At 73.5% G+C, this 17,695-nt stretch carries 14 protein-coding genes; 2 read left to right on the forward strand and 12 right to left on the reverse strand.

What is annotated here, in order from left to right; translation table 11 throughout:
• Window positions 1-20: 20 nt before the first annotated feature.
• From ALMP_RS12490 to ALMP_RS12540, 11 genes are all read right to left on the reverse strand, one after another.
• The gene (locus ALMP_RS12490; RefSeq protein ID WP_264927067.1) at window positions 21-1,418 is read right to left on the reverse strand and encodes an alkaline phosphatase family protein; all 1,398 of its coding nucleotides are present in this window, start codon (window positions 1,416-1,418) and stop codon (window positions 21-23) included.
• Window positions 1,415-2,572, reverse strand: coding sequence for a metabolite traffic protein EboE (gene eboE / locus ALMP_RS12495; RefSeq protein ID WP_264927068.1), 1,158 nt, complete (start codon window positions 2,570-2,572; stop codon window positions 1,415-1,417). The genes ALMP_RS12490 and eboE overlap by 4 nt, the downstream gene beginning before the upstream one ends.
• 8 nt (window positions 2,573-2,580) lie before the next feature.
• Window positions 2,581-3,435 (reverse strand): TatD family hydrolase, encoded by an 855-nt coding sequence (locus ALMP_RS12500; protein WP_264927070.1) that lies wholly within the window; start codon window positions 3,433-3,435, stop codon window positions 2,581-2,583.
• A 2-nt stretch (window positions 3,436-3,437) separates the two neighbouring features.
• Window positions 3,438-4,160 (reverse strand): EboA domain-containing protein, encoded by a 723-nt coding sequence (locus ALMP_RS12505; RefSeq protein ID WP_264927072.1) that lies wholly within the window; start codon window positions 4,158-4,160, stop codon window positions 3,438-3,440.
• Window positions 4,161-4,211: 51 nt separating this feature from the next.
• Complete coding sequence (locus tag ALMP_RS12510) at window positions 4,212-5,057, reverse strand: sugar phosphate isomerase/epimerase (RefSeq protein ID WP_264927074.1); 846 nt, start codon at window positions 5,055-5,057, stop codon at window positions 4,212-4,214.
• A 40-nt stretch (window positions 5,058-5,097) separates the two neighbouring features.
• Entirely contained in the window at window positions 5,098-6,084 is a 987-nt protein-coding gene (locus ALMP_RS12515) for an SCO3242 family prenyltransferase (RefSeq protein WP_264927076.1), read from the reverse strand.
• A 172-nt stretch (window positions 6,085-6,256) separates the two neighbouring features.
• Entirely contained in the window at window positions 6,257-7,672 is a 1,416-nt protein-coding gene (locus ALMP_RS12520) for an NAD(P)/FAD-dependent oxidoreductase (protein ID WP_264927078.1), read from the reverse strand.
• Window positions 7,673-8,044: 372 nt separating this feature from the next.
• On the reverse strand, window positions 8,045-8,893 hold the full coding sequence (locus ALMP_RS12525) for an inositol monophosphatase family protein (protein ID WP_264927080.1): 849 nt from the start codon (window positions 8,891-8,893) through the stop codon (window positions 8,045-8,047).
• A 123-nt stretch (window positions 8,894-9,016) separates the two neighbouring features.
• Window positions 9,017-10,852 carry a gamma-glutamyltransferase family protein gene (locus ALMP_RS12530; protein ID WP_264927081.1) on the reverse strand — a complete coding sequence of 612 codons (1,836 nt, stop codon included), beginning with the start codon at window positions 10,850-10,852 and terminating at the stop codon, window positions 9,017-9,019.
• A gap of 81 nt (window positions 10,853-10,933) precedes the next feature.
• Entirely contained in the window at window positions 10,934-12,031 is a 1,098-nt protein-coding gene (locus ALMP_RS12535; RefSeq protein ID WP_264927083.1) for a CapA family protein, read from the reverse strand.
• Window positions 12,032-12,043: 12 nt separating this feature from the next.
• Complete coding sequence (locus ALMP_RS12540; protein ID WP_264927084.1) at window positions 12,044-13,363, reverse strand: phosphoribosyltransferase family protein; 1,320 nt, start codon at window positions 13,361-13,363, stop codon at window positions 12,044-12,046.
• A 152-nt stretch (window positions 13,364-13,515) separates the two neighbouring features.
• On the opposite strand from ALMP_RS12540, the gene polX reads away from it, so the two are divergent.
• A complete protein-coding gene (gene polX, locus ALMP_RS12545) occupies window positions 13,516-15,243 on the forward strand; it encodes a DNA polymerase/3'-5' exonuclease PolX (RefSeq protein ID WP_264927085.1) in 1,728 nt (575 codons plus the stop codon).
• Between the two features lie 130 nt (window positions 15,244-15,373).
• Window positions 15,374-16,039: a hypothetical protein gene (locus tag ALMP_RS12550; protein ID WP_264927086.1), complete on the forward strand. Its 666-nt coding sequence runs from the start codon at window positions 15,374-15,376 to the stop codon at window positions 16,037-16,039.
• An 82-nt stretch (window positions 16,040-16,121) separates the two neighbouring features.
• On the opposite strand, the gene ALMP_RS12555 is transcribed toward ALMP_RS12550, so the two are convergent.
• Window positions 16,122-17,648 carry an NCS1 family nucleobase:cation symporter-1 gene (locus ALMP_RS12555; RefSeq protein WP_264927087.1) on the reverse strand — a complete coding sequence of 509 codons (1,527 nt, stop codon included), beginning with the start codon at window positions 17,646-17,648 and terminating at the stop codon, window positions 16,122-16,124.
• Between the last annotated feature and the right edge of the window lie 47 nt (window positions 17,649-17,695).

Consider the following 17,695-nt stretch of genomic DNA (forward strand, 5'->3'; position numbering starts at 1 on the left):
GCGGTGAGCGCGAGCCGCGGTCAGGCCGGCTGCTCCCCCAGGCCGGCCAGGTCGAGCAGCAGGGACTTGACCTCGGTCGCCGCGTACGCGTCCCGGGTCCCCTCCGGTGCGGAGCACAGCAGTACGGGGGTGTGGTCGGGGTCGTCCGGGAGCCGGCCGTGGCTGCCGCGGACGCCGGCCGGGTCCAGCGGGACGGTGCGGATGCGGTAGCGGAAGCCGAGCTTCTTGCGCAGGACCGAGCCGGCGGCGCGCAGTTTCACGGCCGGGACGGTCGCGTCCCAGAGGAGTTCGGCGGGGTCGTAGCCGGGCTTGCGGTGGATCTCCACCTGGCGGGCGAAGTCGGGGGCGCGGTCGTCGTCGAGCCAGTAGTAGTACGTGAACCAGGCGTCGGGGTCGGCGAGCGCGACGAGTTCGCCGGAGCGCTCGTGGTCCAGGCCGTGGGCCTTCTTGCCGGCGTCGTCCAGCACCTGGTCCACGCCGTCGAGCTCGCGCAGGATCCGGGTGACGGTCTCGGTGTCGGCGGGGTCGCGGACGTAGACGTGGGCGATCTGGTGGTCGGCGACGGCGAAGGCGCGGGAGGTCCAGGGATCGAGGTACTCCATGCCGTCCTGGGTGTGGACGTGGAGGAGTCCGGCGCGGCGCAGCGCGCGGTTGATGTCGACGGGGCGGGAGGCGGGGGCGATGCCGTACTCGCTGAGGGCGACGACGGTGGCTCCGGCCCGCAGGAAGTGGTCGATCAGCGGGCCGAGAGCGGCGTCCAGTTGGCGGGCCGCGCGGATCGTCTCGGGCGAGTCGGGGCCGGTGCGCTGGGGTTCGTAGTCGAGGTGCGGGACGTAGACCAGGGTCAGGTCCGGCTGGTGGTCGTCGAAGATCTGGCGGGCGGCAGCCAGGATCCAGCGGGTGGAGGGCAGGCCGGCGCTCGGGCCCCAGTAGGTGAACAGGGGGAACGGGCCGAGCCGGTCGGTGAGTTCGGTGTGCAGGCTGGGCGGCCAGGTGTAGCAGTCGGGTTCCTTGCGGCCGTCGGAGTAGTAGACGGGGCGCGGGGTGACGGTCCAGTCGACGTCGGCGCCCATCGCGTACCACCAGCAGACGTTGGCGACCGTGTAGCCGGGGTCGGACCGGCGGGCCGTCTCCCAGATCTTCTCGCCGCCGACGAGGGCGTTGTGCTGCCGCCACAGCAGGACGTCGCCGAGGTCGCGGAAGTACCAGCCGTTGCCCACCGCCCCGTGCACGGACGGGAGTTCACCGGTCAGCAGGGTGGACTGGACGGTGCACGTGACGGCGGGCAGCACCGTGTCCAGACGGGCCCGGAAGCCCCGCTCGCCCAGGGCGGCGACGGCGGGCATGTGGCGCAGCAGGTGCGGGGTGAGCCCGACGATGTCGAGGACGACGACCGGGCGACGGGAGCCTGTGGTCATGCGGCTTCCTCCTCCTTCAGGCCATGGGCCGTCAACCGGCCGCGTATCCAGGCTAGTTCGGCGGCGATGCCGCCGGGGAGGCCCGTGGGGGGTTCGGGCAGGACGGACCAGGTGTAGGTCTCGACCTCGATGTGGTCGCAGACGGCGGTGGGCCCGCCGTGGAGCCCGGCGAGCACGGCGTCGAGCTGGTCGGAGGTCGTGCGCAGGGGGTGCTCGGGTGCGGCGTGCAGCGGGGCGTGGAAGTGCACGCGCCAGGGGCCGGTGTCGGGCAGCGCTCCCTCCAGGGCGTCGGGCAGGTCGTCGACGCCGAGCACCTCGCCGTCGCGCCGGGTGCGGGTCTGGTGCAGGAACCGGGGTTCGGCGAGCCTGCGCAGGGCCGCCCGGGCGGCCGGGTCAGTGGGGTCGGCGGCCTCGACGGCGCAGGACGCCTGGAGTTTGACGACTGGCAGTCCGGCGTCGGCCAGCCGCTCGAGGGCGGCCGCCGGTTCCTCGAACTGCACGGCGAGATGGCAGGCGTCCAGGCAGACACCGAGCCGTTCGGGGTCCAGGCCGCCGAGTTCCCGGGCCGCCTGCGCGGTCGTCTCCACCACGCAGCCGGGTTCCGGTTCGAAGCCGACGCGGACCCGGCGCCCGGTGCCGGCCTCGATGGCGGCGAGCCCGGCGGCCAGCCGGTCCAAGGCACGGCGGGCGGTGTCGGCGCGCTCGGCGGACCAGGGCGCGCGCCAGGCCAGCGGCAGGGTGGAGACGCTGCCGCGCTCGGCGTCGTCCGGGATGAGCGCGGCGAGGACACGTGCGCAGTCGAGGGTGTGCTCCAGCCGGGCCTCGTCGGCCCAGTCGGGCAGGTAGACGTCCTTCTTGACGACCTCGCGGTGGAAACCGGCGTACGGGAAGGCGTTGAGGGTGACGGTCTCCAGGCCGCGAGCGTCCAGTTCGGCACGCAGTCGCGTCAACTGTCCGGTGTCCGCGATGAGTTCCGTGACGACGTCACGGGCGAGCCAGAGCCCGATGCCGAGCCGGCCCACGCCGAGGCGCTCGCGCACGGGCTGGGCGTGGGAGGCGAGCTGGCCGACGACTCCGTCGAGGTCCTCCGCCTGGTGGACGTTGCTGCAGTAGCCGAGGTGGACGGTGGTGCCGTCGGGATGTTTGAAGCGCATGGGGTCGCTCACTCCCCGCCGCGCCGGATGGAGTTGCCCTGGAAGGTGGACGTCTCGTCCGGCTCGGGTTCGTCGAGTTCGAGCCGGCCGCTCTGTCCGTAGAAGGCGACGGGGTTGCGCCACATCACCTTGTCGACGGTGTCGTCGTCGAAGCCCGCGGCGAGCATCGCGTCGGCGGTCCTGCGGGTCTTGAGCGGGTCCGAACGGCCCCAGTCGGCAGCGGAGTTGACCAGTAACCGGTCGGTGCCGTGCGTCCGGAGGATCTCCACCATCCGCTCCTCGCTCATCTTCGTCCTCGGGTAGATCGAGAAGCCCGCCCAGCAGCCGCTGTCGAGGGCCATGCCGACGGTGAGTTCGTTGAGGTGGTCCAGGACGACGCGTTCGGGGGCGATGCCCGACTCACGGATGACGTCGAGGGTGCGGCGGGTGCCGGCGGCCTTGTCGCGGTGCGGGGTGTGCACGAGTGCGGGCAGGTCGTGGTCCACGGCGAGTCCGAGCTGACGGGCGAGTGCCTCGTCCTCCTCGGGGGTCATCGAGTCGTAGCCGATCTCACCGACGGCGACGACCCGGTCCTTGGCGAGGTAGCGGTCGAGTTCGTCCAGCACGGGGGTGCAGCGGGGGTCGTTGGCCTCCTTGGGGTTGAGGGCGATGGTGCAGAAGTGCTGGATGCCGAACTGGGCGGCGCGGTAGGGCTCCCAGCCGAGCAGCCCGTCGAAGTAGTCGTAGAAGCTCTCCGGGGAGGTGCGCGGCTGCCCGAGCCAGAAGGCGGGTTCGACGACGGCGCGGACTCCGGCGGCGTACATGGCCTCGTAGTCGTCGGTGGTGCGGGACGTCATGTGGATGTGCGGGTCGAAAATGCGCACAGTCAGGCCTCTTCCGTGAGAGGTGCGGGGAGCTCGGGGGCGGCACCGACGGCGGCGAGGGCGCGGGCGGCCGCCTCGGGGCGGGTGGGGGCGAGCAGCCGCGCCCGGGTGGCGACGGTGTCCGCGACCTCGGGGAAGGCACGCACCAGGGGCCAGACGTCGGACGGCACGTCCCGTCCGGCCGCGGTGCGTTCGTGGGCGAAGTCGGCCAGCATGCGGGCCAGTTCACGGTCCGCGCGGGCGGGCAGGCCGCTGACCCGGTCGAGGGGTATCTCGCAGAAGACGCACTTGAGGACGGCCTGACGGTACTCGGCGTCGGGGAGCCGGGCTGCGGCGTAGGGGCCGAGGGCGGCCTCGACGACGGTGGTGTCGTTGCTGCGCAGGGCCTCGCGGACCAGGGGCAGGGCGAGGTCGGCCAGCGGCTCGTCGAGGAGGGGTAACGCCTTGAGGACGGCGCGCTGTTCGGCCGGGTCGCCGTGCCGTTGGAGGGCGGCCAGTTCGTCGCGGAGCGGTTGTCCGCGCAGGGGCAGCGCGGTGAGCAGGGCGGCCCGGGCGGCTTCGTCCGTGGTCCAGTGGGCGTCGAGGCGGGCCTGCCCGCAGTGTCTTCGGGCGGCGGGGAACAGGGCGCGGATCGCCGGGGGCCGGGCGGTGACGCTCGCGACGGCCTGGTCGAGCCAGCGGCGGGCGGGCGGCGACAACGTCGCGGTGAGGAGGGCGGTGGGCATGACGGGCGACCTCCGGTGGGGCGGGAGGGGGCTGGGGTGAGGGAGGGGCGGTCAGGCCGCCGCGGCGCGCAGGAACTCGATCGAGCGGCGGGCCACGTCGGGGGCGTCCAGGGAGCCGCCCTGGATCTCGACGGAGACCAGGCCGCGGTGGCCGAGGGCGCGCAGGGCGGCCAGCACGGGCGGGAAGTCGATCTCTCCGGCGCCGAATTCGAGGTGCTGGTGGACTCCGCGCCGCATGTCCTCGATCTGCACGTTCAGCAGCCGGGGAGCGGCCAGCCGGACGCACTCCAGCAGGGACGGCTCCTCCACGCAGTGCGCGTGTCCGATGTCCAGGGTGATGCCGAACAGCTCGTGTCCGCCGAGCAGTTCGGCGAGCCGCAGACAGCGCTCTACGGTGTCGACGCACATGTACGGCTCGGGTTCGAAGGCGAGCGACACGCCGTACTTCTCCGCCGTCTCCAGCACGGTCCCGACCCCGGCCGCGAGCCGCTTGAACGCGTCCGCCTCCGGCAGCCCCCGCGGGGTGGGGCCGCTGCACAGGTGGACGGTGGGCGAGCCGAGGTCGGCGGCGATACGGACGGCGCGCCGCAGCAGGTCGATCCTCGTCTCGGCGCCGTCGGACATCAGCGTCGGGAGGTGCTTGCCGTACGGGTCGAGCAGATAGGGGGCGCCCGTCTCGACCGTGACGTCGAGGCCGTGGCGCGCGAGTCTTCGGGCCAGCGCGGCCACCTGCCGGGGCAGGTCCTCGGCGTACGGGTCGAGGTGGACGTGGTCGAGGGTGAGGGCGACGCCGTCGTAGCCGAGGTCGGCGAGGACGGCGAGGACATCGGGGAGCCTGTGGTGGGTGAAGCCGTTGGTGCCGTAGCCGAACGTCAGATCGGTGGGGGGTGCTTCCATGCCGGCGTTCCTCACGCTGAGGTGGGGTGGGGCTGGGCGGTCAGGTGGGTGAGACGCGTCGGGCGAGCCGGCGCGCGAGGGGGTGGGCGAGGCCGAGGGCCGCGGCGGCGGCCGGGGCTCCGGCCCGTGCGGTCAGCGCCGCCTGCAACGGCATCAGCGCGAGGATCCCGGCGCCGACGGCCCGCCGCACGTTCTCCCCGGAGGGCTTGCGGACGGCCCTGAGCTGGGCCGTTCCGTAGGTGCCGAGGTAGGTGAGGGCCGCGCCGGCGGTGACGAGGGCGGCGGCGGGCGCGGTCGCCCCTCGGTCGCCCGGGGTACGGCGGTCCGCGAGGTGGCGGCGGACCGTGCGGGCGGCCGGGCCCGCCGTGGCGAGCGCGGTGGCCGTGGAGACGGCGAGGGTGGTGGCGGGCAGACGGGCGGGGGCGCCGGCGATCTCGTGACGGCTGAGGACGGTCAGGGTGTAGGTGTGGGCGCCGACCAGCGCGGCGGGAGCGGCGGCCCGGCGCAGGGCGGTGCGTGCGGGCAGCCCTGTCCTCGGCGCGGCCAGGGCGCCGGCCAGGACGTCGAGGGAGCGGGCGCCCGCCATGGCCGCCGGGCCGGCCGCGGTGTCCTTCAGCCCGAGGTCGTAGGCCCAGACCACGCCCGCGAGGGGGAGCGCGCCGAGGAGGCTGCGGCGGCCGCCGGAGAGGGCGGCGAGCCCGAGCCCCGCGGCGGTGAGGGCACTCGCGACGGCGAGGGCGGTGCGGCGCGGCACCCGGCCCGAGGGCACCGGGCGGTCGGGGCGCTCCACCGCGTCGACCGTGGCGTCGGCGTAGTCGTTGAGGGCCATGCCCGCCCAGTAGAGGCAGACGGACGAGCCCATCACGCCGAGAGTGCGGGGGGAGAAGGGAGCCGCGGCGGCGCAGGCTCCCGCGAGTACGTCGCCCGGGACGCTCAGCGCTGCCGGTGCGCGCACCAGGTGGGCCAGGTCCCGCAGGCGCGCGGAGGAGGCGGAGTCGGAGCGGAGGGCCGCTTTCCGATCTTTCATGTCCGCACCCTACTCACCCTGCTTGAACTTTCACACTCCTCTGGTGATCCGGATCGACGTGGCGAAGGCAACACCAAAATCACCGTCGGAACCGCCCAACGACGGTGTAATAGCGGGCCGTTGGGGGAACCGGCGGGGAACTCTCCGGTCCGGCGCTGCTGTTGCCTCCGCATCAGCGGTCCTGTTGGCGCAGTCTGCGCCAGACGGCCTTGGCCGCGTTGTGCCCGGACATGCCGTGCACGCCGGGGCCCGGCGGGGTGGCCTGCGAGCAGATGAACACGGCCGGGTGCGGGGTGCCGTAGGGGAACAGGGACAGCTTGGGGCGCAGCATGATCTGGAGGCCGGAGACCGCGCCGGTGCCGATGTCGCCGCCGACGTAGTTGGCGTTGCGGGCGGCGAGTTCGGGCGGGCCGGCGGTGGCGCGGGCCAGGACGCGGTCGCGGAAGCCCGGGGCGAAACGCTCCAGTTGGCGTTCGAGGGCGTCGGTGAGGTCGCCGGTCCAGCCGTTGGGGACATGGCCGTAGGCCCAGAAGACGTGCTTGCCGTCCGGGGCGCGGGTGGGGTCGACGACGCTGGGCTGCACGGTGATCATGAACGGCCGCTCGGGGGCGCGGCCCTGCCGGGACGCCGCGCGCAGGGCGGTGTCGATCTCCGTGCTGCTGGCGCCGATCTGCACGGTGGTCGTGGAGTGCGCCTCCTTCGCGGTCCACGGGACCGGGCCGTCCAGCGCGTAGTCGACCTTGAAGACGCCGGGGCCGTAGCGGTAGCCCTCGTAGTAGCGGCCGAGGCCGGCGATCCGGGCCAGGGCGGCGGGCGAGGTGTCGAAGACGTACGCGCGGGCGGGCGGCAGGTCGTCGAGGCGCTTGACCTCGTAGTCGGTGTGGATGGTGCCGCCGAGGTCCTTCAGGTACGCGGCGAGCGCGTCGGAGACGGACTGGGATCCGCCGCGGGCCACGGGCCAGCCGCGGGCGTGCGCGGCGAGGGCGAAGACCAGGCCGATCGCGCCGGTGGCGAAGCCGCTGAGCGGGGCCATGACATGCCCGACCAGGCCGGCGAAGAGGGTCCTGGCCCGTTCGTCACGGAAGCGGCGGATCAGCCAGCTCGACGGGGGCAGGCCGACCATGCCGAAGCGGGCCAGGGTGACCGGGTCGCGCGGGAGCGCGGTGAGCGGCAGGGACATGAAGTCCCGGGCGAGCGTGTCCCACTTGGGCAGGAACGGCTCGACCAGTCGGCGGTAGGCGCCCGCGTCGCGCGGCCCGAACGAGGCGGCCGTCTCGGCGACCGACCGGGACAGCACGGCGGCGGTGCCGTCCGGGAAGGGGTGCGCCATGGGCAGGTCGGCGTGCAGCCACTCCAGGCCGTAGCGTTCCAGCGGCATCGCGCGGAACGCCGGGGAGTTGATGCCGAGCGGATGCGCGGCCGAGCACGGGTCGTGGCGGAAGCCCGGCAGGGTGAGTTCCTCCGTGCGGGCACCGCCGCCCACGGTGTCACGCGCCTCGAACAGCGCCACGGAGAAACCGCGGCGGGCCAGCTCCACGGCAGCGGTCAGCCCGTTCGGCCCCGCTCCCACCACGACCGCATCGAGCATCGACGGCACTTCGGACCCCTTCGTCAGCCGGTGGCCTGGGGGATCAGGATATGCCGGGGCTCGAACGAGCAGGACGGCGCGGGGGCCGGGACGCCGGCGGGGCATCGACCGGGGCGAGGGAGACCTGGAGACACCAGGAGGCCGGGGGCCGGGGTGGCCGGGAGGCCGGGACGCCAGGAGGCCCTCCAGGCCGAGGGACCGGGGTGGCCAGAAGGCCAGGACGCCTGGCAGGCCCGCCAGGCCAAGGGACCCGGGTAGCCAGAAGGCCAGGACGCCCGGCAGGCCCGCCAGGCCAAGGGACCCGGGTAGCCAGAAGGCCAGTCGCCGAGGTGGCGTGGTCGTCGTGGTCAGGACGCCGACCTGGTCGGGGTGTCAGGGTCGCCCGTTCGACAGGAGGGTCACCACTCGGCGGGCAGTCGTCGCGTCCCGGGCCGTCGTGAAGGGCAGGGCGTTGCCGCCCGCGAGGCGGAACGGCTCGCCGGTGAGGGTGAGATGGGCGCCGCCCGCCTCCTCGACGAGCAGCAGCCCGGCCGCGTGGTCCCAGGCGAGTTCCCAGGAGAAGGCCGTGGCGTCCAACGTGCCGCGGGCGACGGCGAGGTACTCCAGGCCGGCCGATCCGCACGCGCGCGGTGCGACGCCGTCCGCCCACAGTCCGAGCAGGGCGTGCTTCTGCTCATCGGTGGTGTAGTCGGGGTGGGAGGTGGCGACCGTCAGGTCGCGGCCGGGCTCGGGCCGGCCGGCGAACAGCCGCTCGCCGTCCAGGAAGGCGCCGCCGCCCCGCACCGCCGTGGCCAGCTGGTCGCGGGCCGGGGCGTAGGTCCAGGAGGCGAGCACGACGCCGTGCCGGGCGAGGGCGACCAGCGTGCAGAAGCCGTCGTCGCCGTGCACGAACTGCCGGGTGCCGTCGATCGGGTCGACGATCCACACGGGGGCGTCGCCCCGTATCGCGTCGTACGCGGCCGGATCGGCGTCGACCGCCTCCTCGCCGACGACGACCGAGCCGGGCAGCAGGGAGCCGAGAACGTCGGTGAGGTACAGCTCGGCGTTGCGGTCGGCGTCCGTGACCAGGTCGTGGGGGCCGCTCTTCTGGGCGACCTCGTCGTCGGCGAGCTGCCGGAAGCGGGGCATGATCTCGGCCGCCGCGGCCTTGCGGACCGCTTCCTCGACGTCGGTCGAGTGGTGGGCGAGAAACTCGTCGATGGTTTCCGTCTCTTCGATCATGCCCCCCATGAGACCACGTGCCACTGACAACCCCCGCCCCTGTGGTGCACTCCGGATGGAATCGGCATGAACAGCGCGCTCGGCCGGAACACGGACGCGGGCGGCGCCCGCCCGTGGCGCCCGTCACCGCCCCACCGCATACCCCTGCATCCCTCGCGGGTTCGCCGCCGCCGACACCACGCCCGTCCGCGGATCGCGGGCGACCGCGCACAGGCGGCCCTCGGACCAGGCGGGGCCGACGGTGACGTCATGGCCGCGGCGGCGCAGTGCGGTGACGACGTCCGCCGGCATGCGGGACTCGACGGTCACGCTGCCGGGGCGCATGCCGCGCGGGTAGAAGGAGCCGGGGAATCCGTCGTTGTGCCAGTTGGGGGCGTCGATCGCGCCCTGGAGGTCGAGTCCGCCGCGCACGCGCGCGTGGTGGGCGACGGCGAGGAAGAAGTGCAGTTGCCACTGGTCCTGCTGGTCGCCGCCGGGCGTGCCGAAGGCCAGCACGGGGACCCCGTCGCGCAGCGCGATCGACGGGGTGAGGGTGGTGCGTGGGCGGCGGCCGGGCGTGAGGGTGTTGGGCAGGCCCTCGTCCAGCCAGGTCATCTGCAACCGGGTGCCGAGCGGGAAGCCCAGCTCGGGCACGACCGGGTTGGACTGCAACCAGCCGCCGCTGGGGGTGGCGGCGACCATGTTGCCCCAGCGGTCGACGACGTCGATGTGGCAGGTGTCGCCGCGGGTGGCGCCCTCGGCGGTGGTCTCCGGCTCCCCCGGCACCGGGGAGAGCGGGCTCTTCGCGACGGTCGGCTCCCCCGCGCCGAGAGGGCTGAAGCCGGGCTCGTCCGTGACCACCACGCGCGCGTGGGCGCTCAGCCGCGGGGTGCGCCCGCCCGGGGCGCCGGGCCGCAGCTCGTAGGAGGCCTTGTCGCCGATCAGCAGCCGCCGGGCGGCGTTGTACTCGGGCGACAGCAGTTCCCCCAGCGGGACCGGCGGGGCCCCGGCCGCGTCCCCGTACCAGGCCTCCCGGTCGGCCATGGCGAGCTTGCAGCCCTCGATCAGCAGATGGACGTAGTCGGCGGAGCCGTACGCGGGCGTTTCGGGCGGGAGCAGGGCGAGCTGCTGGAGGAACGCCGGGCCCTGGCTCCACGGTCCGGCCTTGCACACGGTCCAGCCGTTCCAGTCGTACGCCGCCGGTGTCTCGTAGGTCGCGGACCAGCCGGCGAGGTCGGCGGCGGTGAGGGTGCCGGTGTGGCGCTCGCCGCTGGTGTCCGTCGTGGGCCGTGCCGCCTGCCGGACCAGGGCCTCCGCGATGAACCCGGTGCGCCACACCAGCCGCGCGGCGTCGATCCGCGCCTCCCGGTCCCCCGCGCCCGCCGTCTCGGCGAGCAGCCGCCTCCAGGTGGCGGCGAGGGCGGGATTGCGCAGCGGCACGCCGGGCCGGGGCGGCTTCCCGCCCGGCAGGTAGATCTCCGCCGACGAGGTCCACTCCGTCTCGAACAGCTGCCGTACCGTCTCCACGGTCGCGCCCACGTTCTCCACGGGCGGGTGCCCGTGCTCGGCGTATCCGACGGCGTACTTCAGGACGTCGTCGAGGGACTTGGTGCCGTGGTCGCGCAGCAGCAGCATCCAGGCGTCGAACGCGCCGGGGACGGCGGCGGCCAGCGGGCCCGTGCCGGGCACCAGGTCCAGGCCGAGCCCCCGGTAGTGCGCGACGGTCGCGCCGGCCGGGGCGACACCCTGCCCGCACAGCACGCGTACCTCGCCGCCGGCCGGGGCGAGCAGGACGGGGACCTCACCGGCCGGGCCGTTGAGGTGCGGTTCGACGACGTGCAGCACGAAGGCGCCGGCCACGACGGCGTCGTAGGCGTTGCCGCCGTCCTCCAGGACGGCCATCGCGGACTGGGAGGCCAGCCAGTGCGTGGAGGACACCATGCCGAACGTGCCTTGAAGAGTGGGACGGGTGGTGAACACCTCTCACCTCGCTGCTCGCGCCTGCCGGTCGGTTCGCCCTCCTCTCCCTACCGCAGGCGCGGGCCGGGCATGCGCGGGTGTCTACGAGCGGAGGGTCAGCGTGCCGCCGGGCCCACGGTCGATCCGGCCGCCGTGGGCCCGGCTGACCCGGTCCAGGGTGGCCCGCAGCCACTCGGTGTCCTCGGGCGAGGCGTGCTCCAGCCGCATCCGTCGCGCCCGGAAGGGCACCATCCGCACCTCGGCGGGGGTGCCTGCCGCGCCGAGGGTGACGAGGTACAGCAGCCGCAGGTCGTCCCGGTACCGCTCGTATCCGCGGATTCCCTCGTAGTCGTCGACGAAGTCGCCGCACCCGTACAGGATGGGCCGTCCCCGGTACACCTCCATCGGGCGCGGATGGTGCGAGGAGTGTCCGTGCACCACGTCCGCTCCGCCGTCGACGAGGGCGCGGGCGAAGCGGACCTCGTCGCGGGAGACGGCGAAGCCCCAGTTGGCGCCCCAGTGGACGGAGACGACCACGGTGTCGCCCGGTCGTCTCGACCGCCGTACGCGGTCGGTGAGTTCCGCCGCGGCGGTGGCGGACGGCCCGGCCACGAGATCCACTCCCCCGCGCCGGCCGGTCGCGGCCCACTCCGGTGGGACGCCGCTGGACGGCATCGCGCAGGAGAAGACCAGCACACGGCCGCCGCCGCGCACGGGGACGATCGCCGGCCGCCTCGCCTCCCGGGCGTCACGGCCCGCTCCCGCCGTCCTGAGCCCGGCGCCCGCCAGGGCGGTGAGTGTCTCGTCGAGTCCGGGGTGCCCGAAGTCGAGGACGTGGTTGTTGGCCAGCGCGCAGACGTCGGGGCGGGCGGCGGCCAGGCACGGCAGGTTGGCGGGATGCATCCGGTAGTGGACCTCCTTGCCGGGCGCGAAGGAGCCGTCCCGCGCGACGCTGGTCTCCAGGTTGAGAACGCGGACGTCGGGCGCGGCCCGGTCGAGGACGTCGAGCGCCTCGCCCCAGGGCCAGTCGAAGCCGACCGGCCGGGGGATCGGCCCGTTCTCCGCCTCCGCCAGTTCGACATAGGCGCGGGCGTCGCGGACGTACGTCTCCCGCAGCGCCGGATCTCCCGGGTGCGGGAGGATCTGGTCGACGCCCCGGCCCAGCATCACGTCACCGCAGAGGGACAGGGTGACGCTCATGGTCGCGGGCGGTCAGGCCGTCGCGTGCGACAGCGGGGCCATGTGGTCGGTGAACCAGTCCCGGGCCAGCTCGGTCACCTGCTCCAGCGCGCCGGGTTCGGCGAAGAGGTGGGTGGCGCCGGGGACGACCGCGAGCCGGTTCTCGCAGCGCAGCTCGGCCTGTGCCGTCCGGTTGAGGCCGAGCACCACGTCGTCGTCACCTCCGACGATCAGCAGCGTGGGCGCCCGCACCGCCGACAGCCGTGGCCCCGCCAGGTCCGGCCGGCCGCCCCGGGAGACCACCGCGGCGATCCGCGCGCCCGGTTCGGCGGCCGCCCACAGCGCGGCGGCGGCGCCGGTGCTGGCGCCGAAGTACCCGACGGGGAGCCCTTCGGTCCCGGGCCGTCCGCGCAGCCAGTCGGTGGCGTCCGCCAGACGGCCGGCCAGCAGCCCGGTGTCGAAGACGTTGGCCCGGTCGCTCTCCTCCTCCTCGGTGAGCAGGTCGAACAGCAGGGTGCCGAGCCCGGCCCGGTGCAGCGCGTCGGCGACGAACCGGTTGCGGGGGCTGTGCCGGCCGCTGCCGCTGCCGTGCGCGAACACCACGACGCCGGTGGCGCCGTCGGGCAGGGTCAACCGCCCGCCCAGCACCGTGGCGCCGGCCCGCACGTCCACCTCCCGGTCCTCGGACCGGGCGGGATCCGGCGCGGTCCGGCGGGCGAGAGCGGCATCGAGGCAGGCGACGACCTCCTCGTCGCCGGTCTGGGAGAAGTCGTCGTAGAACTGGCCGATCGCGTAGAAGTCCCACGGGGTGTGCACGCAGACGACGTCGTCGGCGTCGTCGGCCAGCCGCCTGGTCGAGTCCTTCGGGGCCACGGGGACCGCCAGCACGATCCGTGCCGCGCCCCGGGCGCGGGCGATCCGGCAGGCCGCGCGCGCCGTCGACCCCGTGGCCACCCCGTCGTCGACCACCAGTACCGTCCGGCCCTCGACGGGGACCGGTTCGCGTCCGCCCCGGTAGCGCCGGGCGCGGGCGGCCAGCACCTCCCGTTCGTGTTCCTCGACCCGGGCCAGATCATCGGGGGTGGCCCGCGCCGAGCGCACCACCTGGTCGTTGATCACACGTACCCCGCCCTCGCCGATCGCGCCCATGCCCAGCTCCGGCTGGTACGGCACGCCCAGCTTGCGCACCAGACAGACGTCCAGCGGCGCGCCCAGCGCCTCGGCGACCTCCGCGGCCACCGGGACGCCGCCCCTGGGCAGCCCCAGCACCACCACGTCGGCGCCCCTCAGACGCAGCTGCTCCAGCCGGGCAGCGAGCTGCCGGCCGGCATCCCGACGATCCATGAACAACACGACCCGACCTCCTCACCCGGGAGGGATGGGGTGCGGGCGACGCGGTGCCCGCACCGCACCTCCATCCTCGCTCCTGCGCGGGCCGGATGCGCACCGCTGCGGGCCGGCGGCGGGCAGGACACGGGCCGCGGCCGGTTCCTAGACTGTGAGACATGGCCCGGCCCAACGAGGAGGTCGAGGCGCTCCTCCAGGAGTACGCGGACCTCATCGCCATCACCGGGGGCGACGCGTTCAAGGCCCGTGCGTACGAGAAGGCCGCCCGCGCGATCGGCGGCTACCCCGCGGACGTCTCCCGCCTCGATCCCGCCGCTCTGCGGGAGATCCCGAACGTCGGCCGGTCGATCGCCGAGAAGGTCGTCGAGTACCTGCGCACCGGCACCGTCACGGCGGTCGAGGAGCGGCGGGCCACGATTCCCGCGGGGGTGCGGCAGCTGATCACCATCCCCACCCTCGGCCCGAAGAAGGCCATGACGCTCTACGAGGATCTGCACATCTCCTCGGTGGAGGAGCTGACCGACGCGATCAAGGCGGAGAAGCTGCGGGATCTGAAGGGCTTCGGGGAGAAGACCGAGGAGAACATCCTGCGCGGCATCGCACTGATGCAGCGCGCGGGCGAGCGGATCCTGCTGAGCGCCGCCATGGACCAGGCCGAGGACATCGTCGGTGAGCTCTCCGGGATCGCCGGCTGTGACCGCTGTGCCCACGCCGGGTCGCTGCGCCGTATGCGGGAGACCATCGGCGACATCGACATCCTGGTCGCCGCCGCCCGGTCGGCTCCCTTCATGGCGGCGCTCACCGGGCTGCCGTCCACCGCGGAGGTCCTCGCGCACGGCGAGAAGAAGACCTCCGTGCGGACCGTCAAGGGCCTCCAGGTCGATCTGCGGGTGGTGCGGCCGGACGCGTGGGGCGCGGCCCTGCAATATTTCACCGGCTCCAAGGCGCACAACATCCGCACCCGCACGATCGCCGTCCACGCGGGGCTGAAGCTCTCCGAGTACGGCCTGTTCGAGACCGAGGGCGGACGGCGGGTCGCCTCCCGCTCCGAGGAGGAGGTGTACGCCCGGCTCGGCCTGCCGTGGATCGCGCCCACCCTGCGCGAGGACCGCGGGGAGATCGAGGCCGCCCTGCGCGGCGAGCTGCCGGAGGTGGTGACGGAGGACGACATCAAGGGCGATCTGCACACCCACACCGATCTCACCGACGGTCTGGCGCCGCTGGAGGAGATGGTGGCGGCGGCCGCCGAGCGGGGCTACGCGTACTACGCGGTCACCGACCACGCGCCCAACATGTACATGCAGCGCATGACGGACGAGAAGATCCTCGCCCAGCGCGAGCGGGTGCGGTCGCTGGACGGCGTCCACCACGGGATGCGGCTGCTGCACGGCACCGAACTCAACATCGACCCGGACGGCGAGGTGGACTGGCCCGACGAGTTCCTGCGGGGTTTCGACCTCTGCGTGGCCTCGGTCCACTCCCACTTCGGTATCGGCCGGGCGGCGATGACCCGGCGGCTGGTGCGTGCCTGCGAGAACCCGCGCGTCCATCTCATCGGCCATCCCACCACCCGTCTGCTCGGCAAGCGGCCGGGCATCGACGCCGACCTCGACGAGGTGTTCGCCGCCTGCGCCCGCACGGGCACCGCGCTGGAGATCAACTCCCAGCCCGACCGCCTCGACCTGGGTGACGAGGACATCCTCCGCGCCAAGGGCCACGGGGCGAAGTTCGCCGTCGACACCGACGCCCACTCCGTCGTCCATCTCGCTCACCTGCGCTACGGCGTCGGCATGGCCCAGCGCGGATGGCTCACCCCGGACGATGTGATCAACACCTGGCCGCTGCGGCGGCTGCGCCGGTTCCTGCGCGGGGACGGGGCGGCCTGAGGGGACGCTTCCCGTCACCGCGCCGCCACGGAGCGAGTTCGCACTTCCGCCCCACAAGGACTCGTGTGACACTGGCGTCCCCCGTCCGCATCGCGGACCTCGTCCGCACCGTCCCCCACGAAAGTGCGCCGTGCGCTCTCTCCCTCTGCCGCTCGCCCTCACCGCGCGTCTGACCCCGGTGGCCGTGCTGGCCTGTGCCGGCTGGGCGATGTCGTCCGGGCCGCTGACCCCGACGCAGGACACCGCGGCCAAGGACACGCCGAAGACCCAGTCCCAGTCGGCGTCCGCGCCCTCCTCCACGGCGGTGACCAAGACGTACGCCGCCGCTCCCGCGCCGTGCACGAGCGTGGCGGCGAAGACGGTCTCCTCGCTGGTGCCGGGCGCCAAGACGGCCGGCAAGGAGATCCCGTCGACGGACAGCACGGTGCGCCGCACCTGCTCCTGGAACGCCCTCAAGGGCTACGACTACCGCTGGCTGGACGTCTCCTTCGAGCTCATGGACTCGGACGAGGCGGCACAGACCTCGTACAAGGAGCGCACCGGGGAGAAGAGCGGCGGTGGTGCCGTGCCGGGTCTCGGGGACGAGGGCTATTCGGTGGTGAACCTCACCACCGAGGACAAGCAGCAGACCCGTGAGGGCACGGTGATCGCCCGGGTGGCCAACGCGCTGGTGGTCGTCACCTACAACGGCAGCGACTTCGAGACGAAGAAGGCGCCCGGCACCGACGAGATCAACAAGGGCGCCATCGAGGCGGCGAAGGAGGCGGTGGCCGCGCTGAAGGCCACCGCGGGCTGAGACCGCACGGCATCGCGAACGGCCGGGGCGGCCGGACGGGGTCTCCCCCGCCGGCCGCCCCGGTGCGGTGCCGCCGTAGGCGTCACACCGTGTCGTTCCGCCGGCCTCCGAGCAGCATCAGCGCCAGGTACAGCACCATCGACGTGCCCAGGCCCACGGCCCAGCCGTAGTCGGCCAGCGGCTCCAGTGCCGGGACGGGCCGGCCGTCGATCAGCGGTTTGAAGCTGGCGCCGCCGACGGCGAGCACCCCGCCGACGGCGAACGCGACGACGGCCCGCCAGTTCCAGCCGCCGTCGTACCAGTAGCGGCCGCCCGTGCGGTACAGGTCGGCCAGGTCGAGGCGGGCGCGGCGCAGGATCCAGTAGTCGGCGATGAGGATGCCGGCGACCGTGCCGAGCAGACCGCCGACCAGACCGAGCCAGGTGAAGATGTAGCCCTGCGGGTCGGAGTACAGCTTCCACGGGAAGATCAGCACGCCGAGGACGCAGGTGGCGAGCGCGCCGGCGCGGAAGCTGATCCTGCGGGGCGCGATGTTGGAGAAGTCGAACGCCGGTGAGACCAGGTTGGCGGCGATGTTCACCGACAGGGTCGCCACCAGCACCGTCACCAGCGCGAACAGCAGACCCACCACGTTGTCCGTCTTGGCGGCCAGCTGGACCGGGTCCCAGATCGTCTCGCCGTACACGGCCTGCGAGCCGGAGGTGACCATGACCGACAGCAGCGCGAACAACGTCATCGTGGTGGGAAGGCCGAGCGCCTGTCCCCAGGTCTGCGCCTTCTGGCTTCTGCCGTACCGGGTGAAGTCGGGGATGTTCAGCGACAGGGTGGACCAGAAGCCGATCATGCCCATGAGGGACGGCCAGAACAGCTTCCAGAAGTCGCCGCCCCAGCCGAGCTTGGACGGCTGGTCCAGCAGCGGGCCGAAGCCGCCCGCCTTGTCGCTCATCCAGACCAGCATCACGAGCGCGCCGACGAGCACGAAGGGCGCCGCCCAGTTCTCGAAGCGGCGGAGGGTCTCCATGCCCCGGTAGATGATCGCCACCTGGATCGCCCAGAAGATCGCGAACGACAGCCACATGGTCCAGGCGTAGCCGCCGATCTTCCCGGCGTCGGTCCAGCCGTCGCCGATCAGCTTCCCGGCGAGGAAGTAGATCGCCTCGCCGCCGATCCAGGTCTGGATGCCGAACCAGCCGCACGCCACCAACGCCCGTACGACGGCGGGGAGGTTGGCGCCGCGGACACCGAAGGAGGCGCGCGCGAACACCGGGAAGGGGATGCCGTACTTCGGTCCCGCGTGGCCGGTGAGCAGCATCGGCACCAGCACGATCACATTGGCCAGCGCGATGGTGAACACCGCCTGCTTCCAGTCCATGCCGACGGCGATGAGACCGGAAGCGAGCGTCCACGAGGCCGTGTTGTGGGCCATGCCGACCCAGAGCGCCGAGAAGTTGTAGGTGGTCCAGGTGCGCTTCTCGACGGGGACCGGGAGCAGGTCCTCGTTGGCGTAGGGGCCGCTGGGCTGCGGCGAACCAGGAGCGATCTCCACCCGGCCGTCGGCGAGGGTGACTTGGGAGGTCGGCGGTATGGCCGTGGGAGCGGTGTCGGTCATGGGCAGGCCAATCAAACGAGGGGTGGATCCGGAAAGGCCGTGCGGGC

This window comes from Streptomyces sp. A012304 (assembly GCF_026008495.1).
GTDB lineage: Bacteria > Actinomycetota > Actinomycetes > Streptomycetales > Streptomycetaceae > Streptomyces.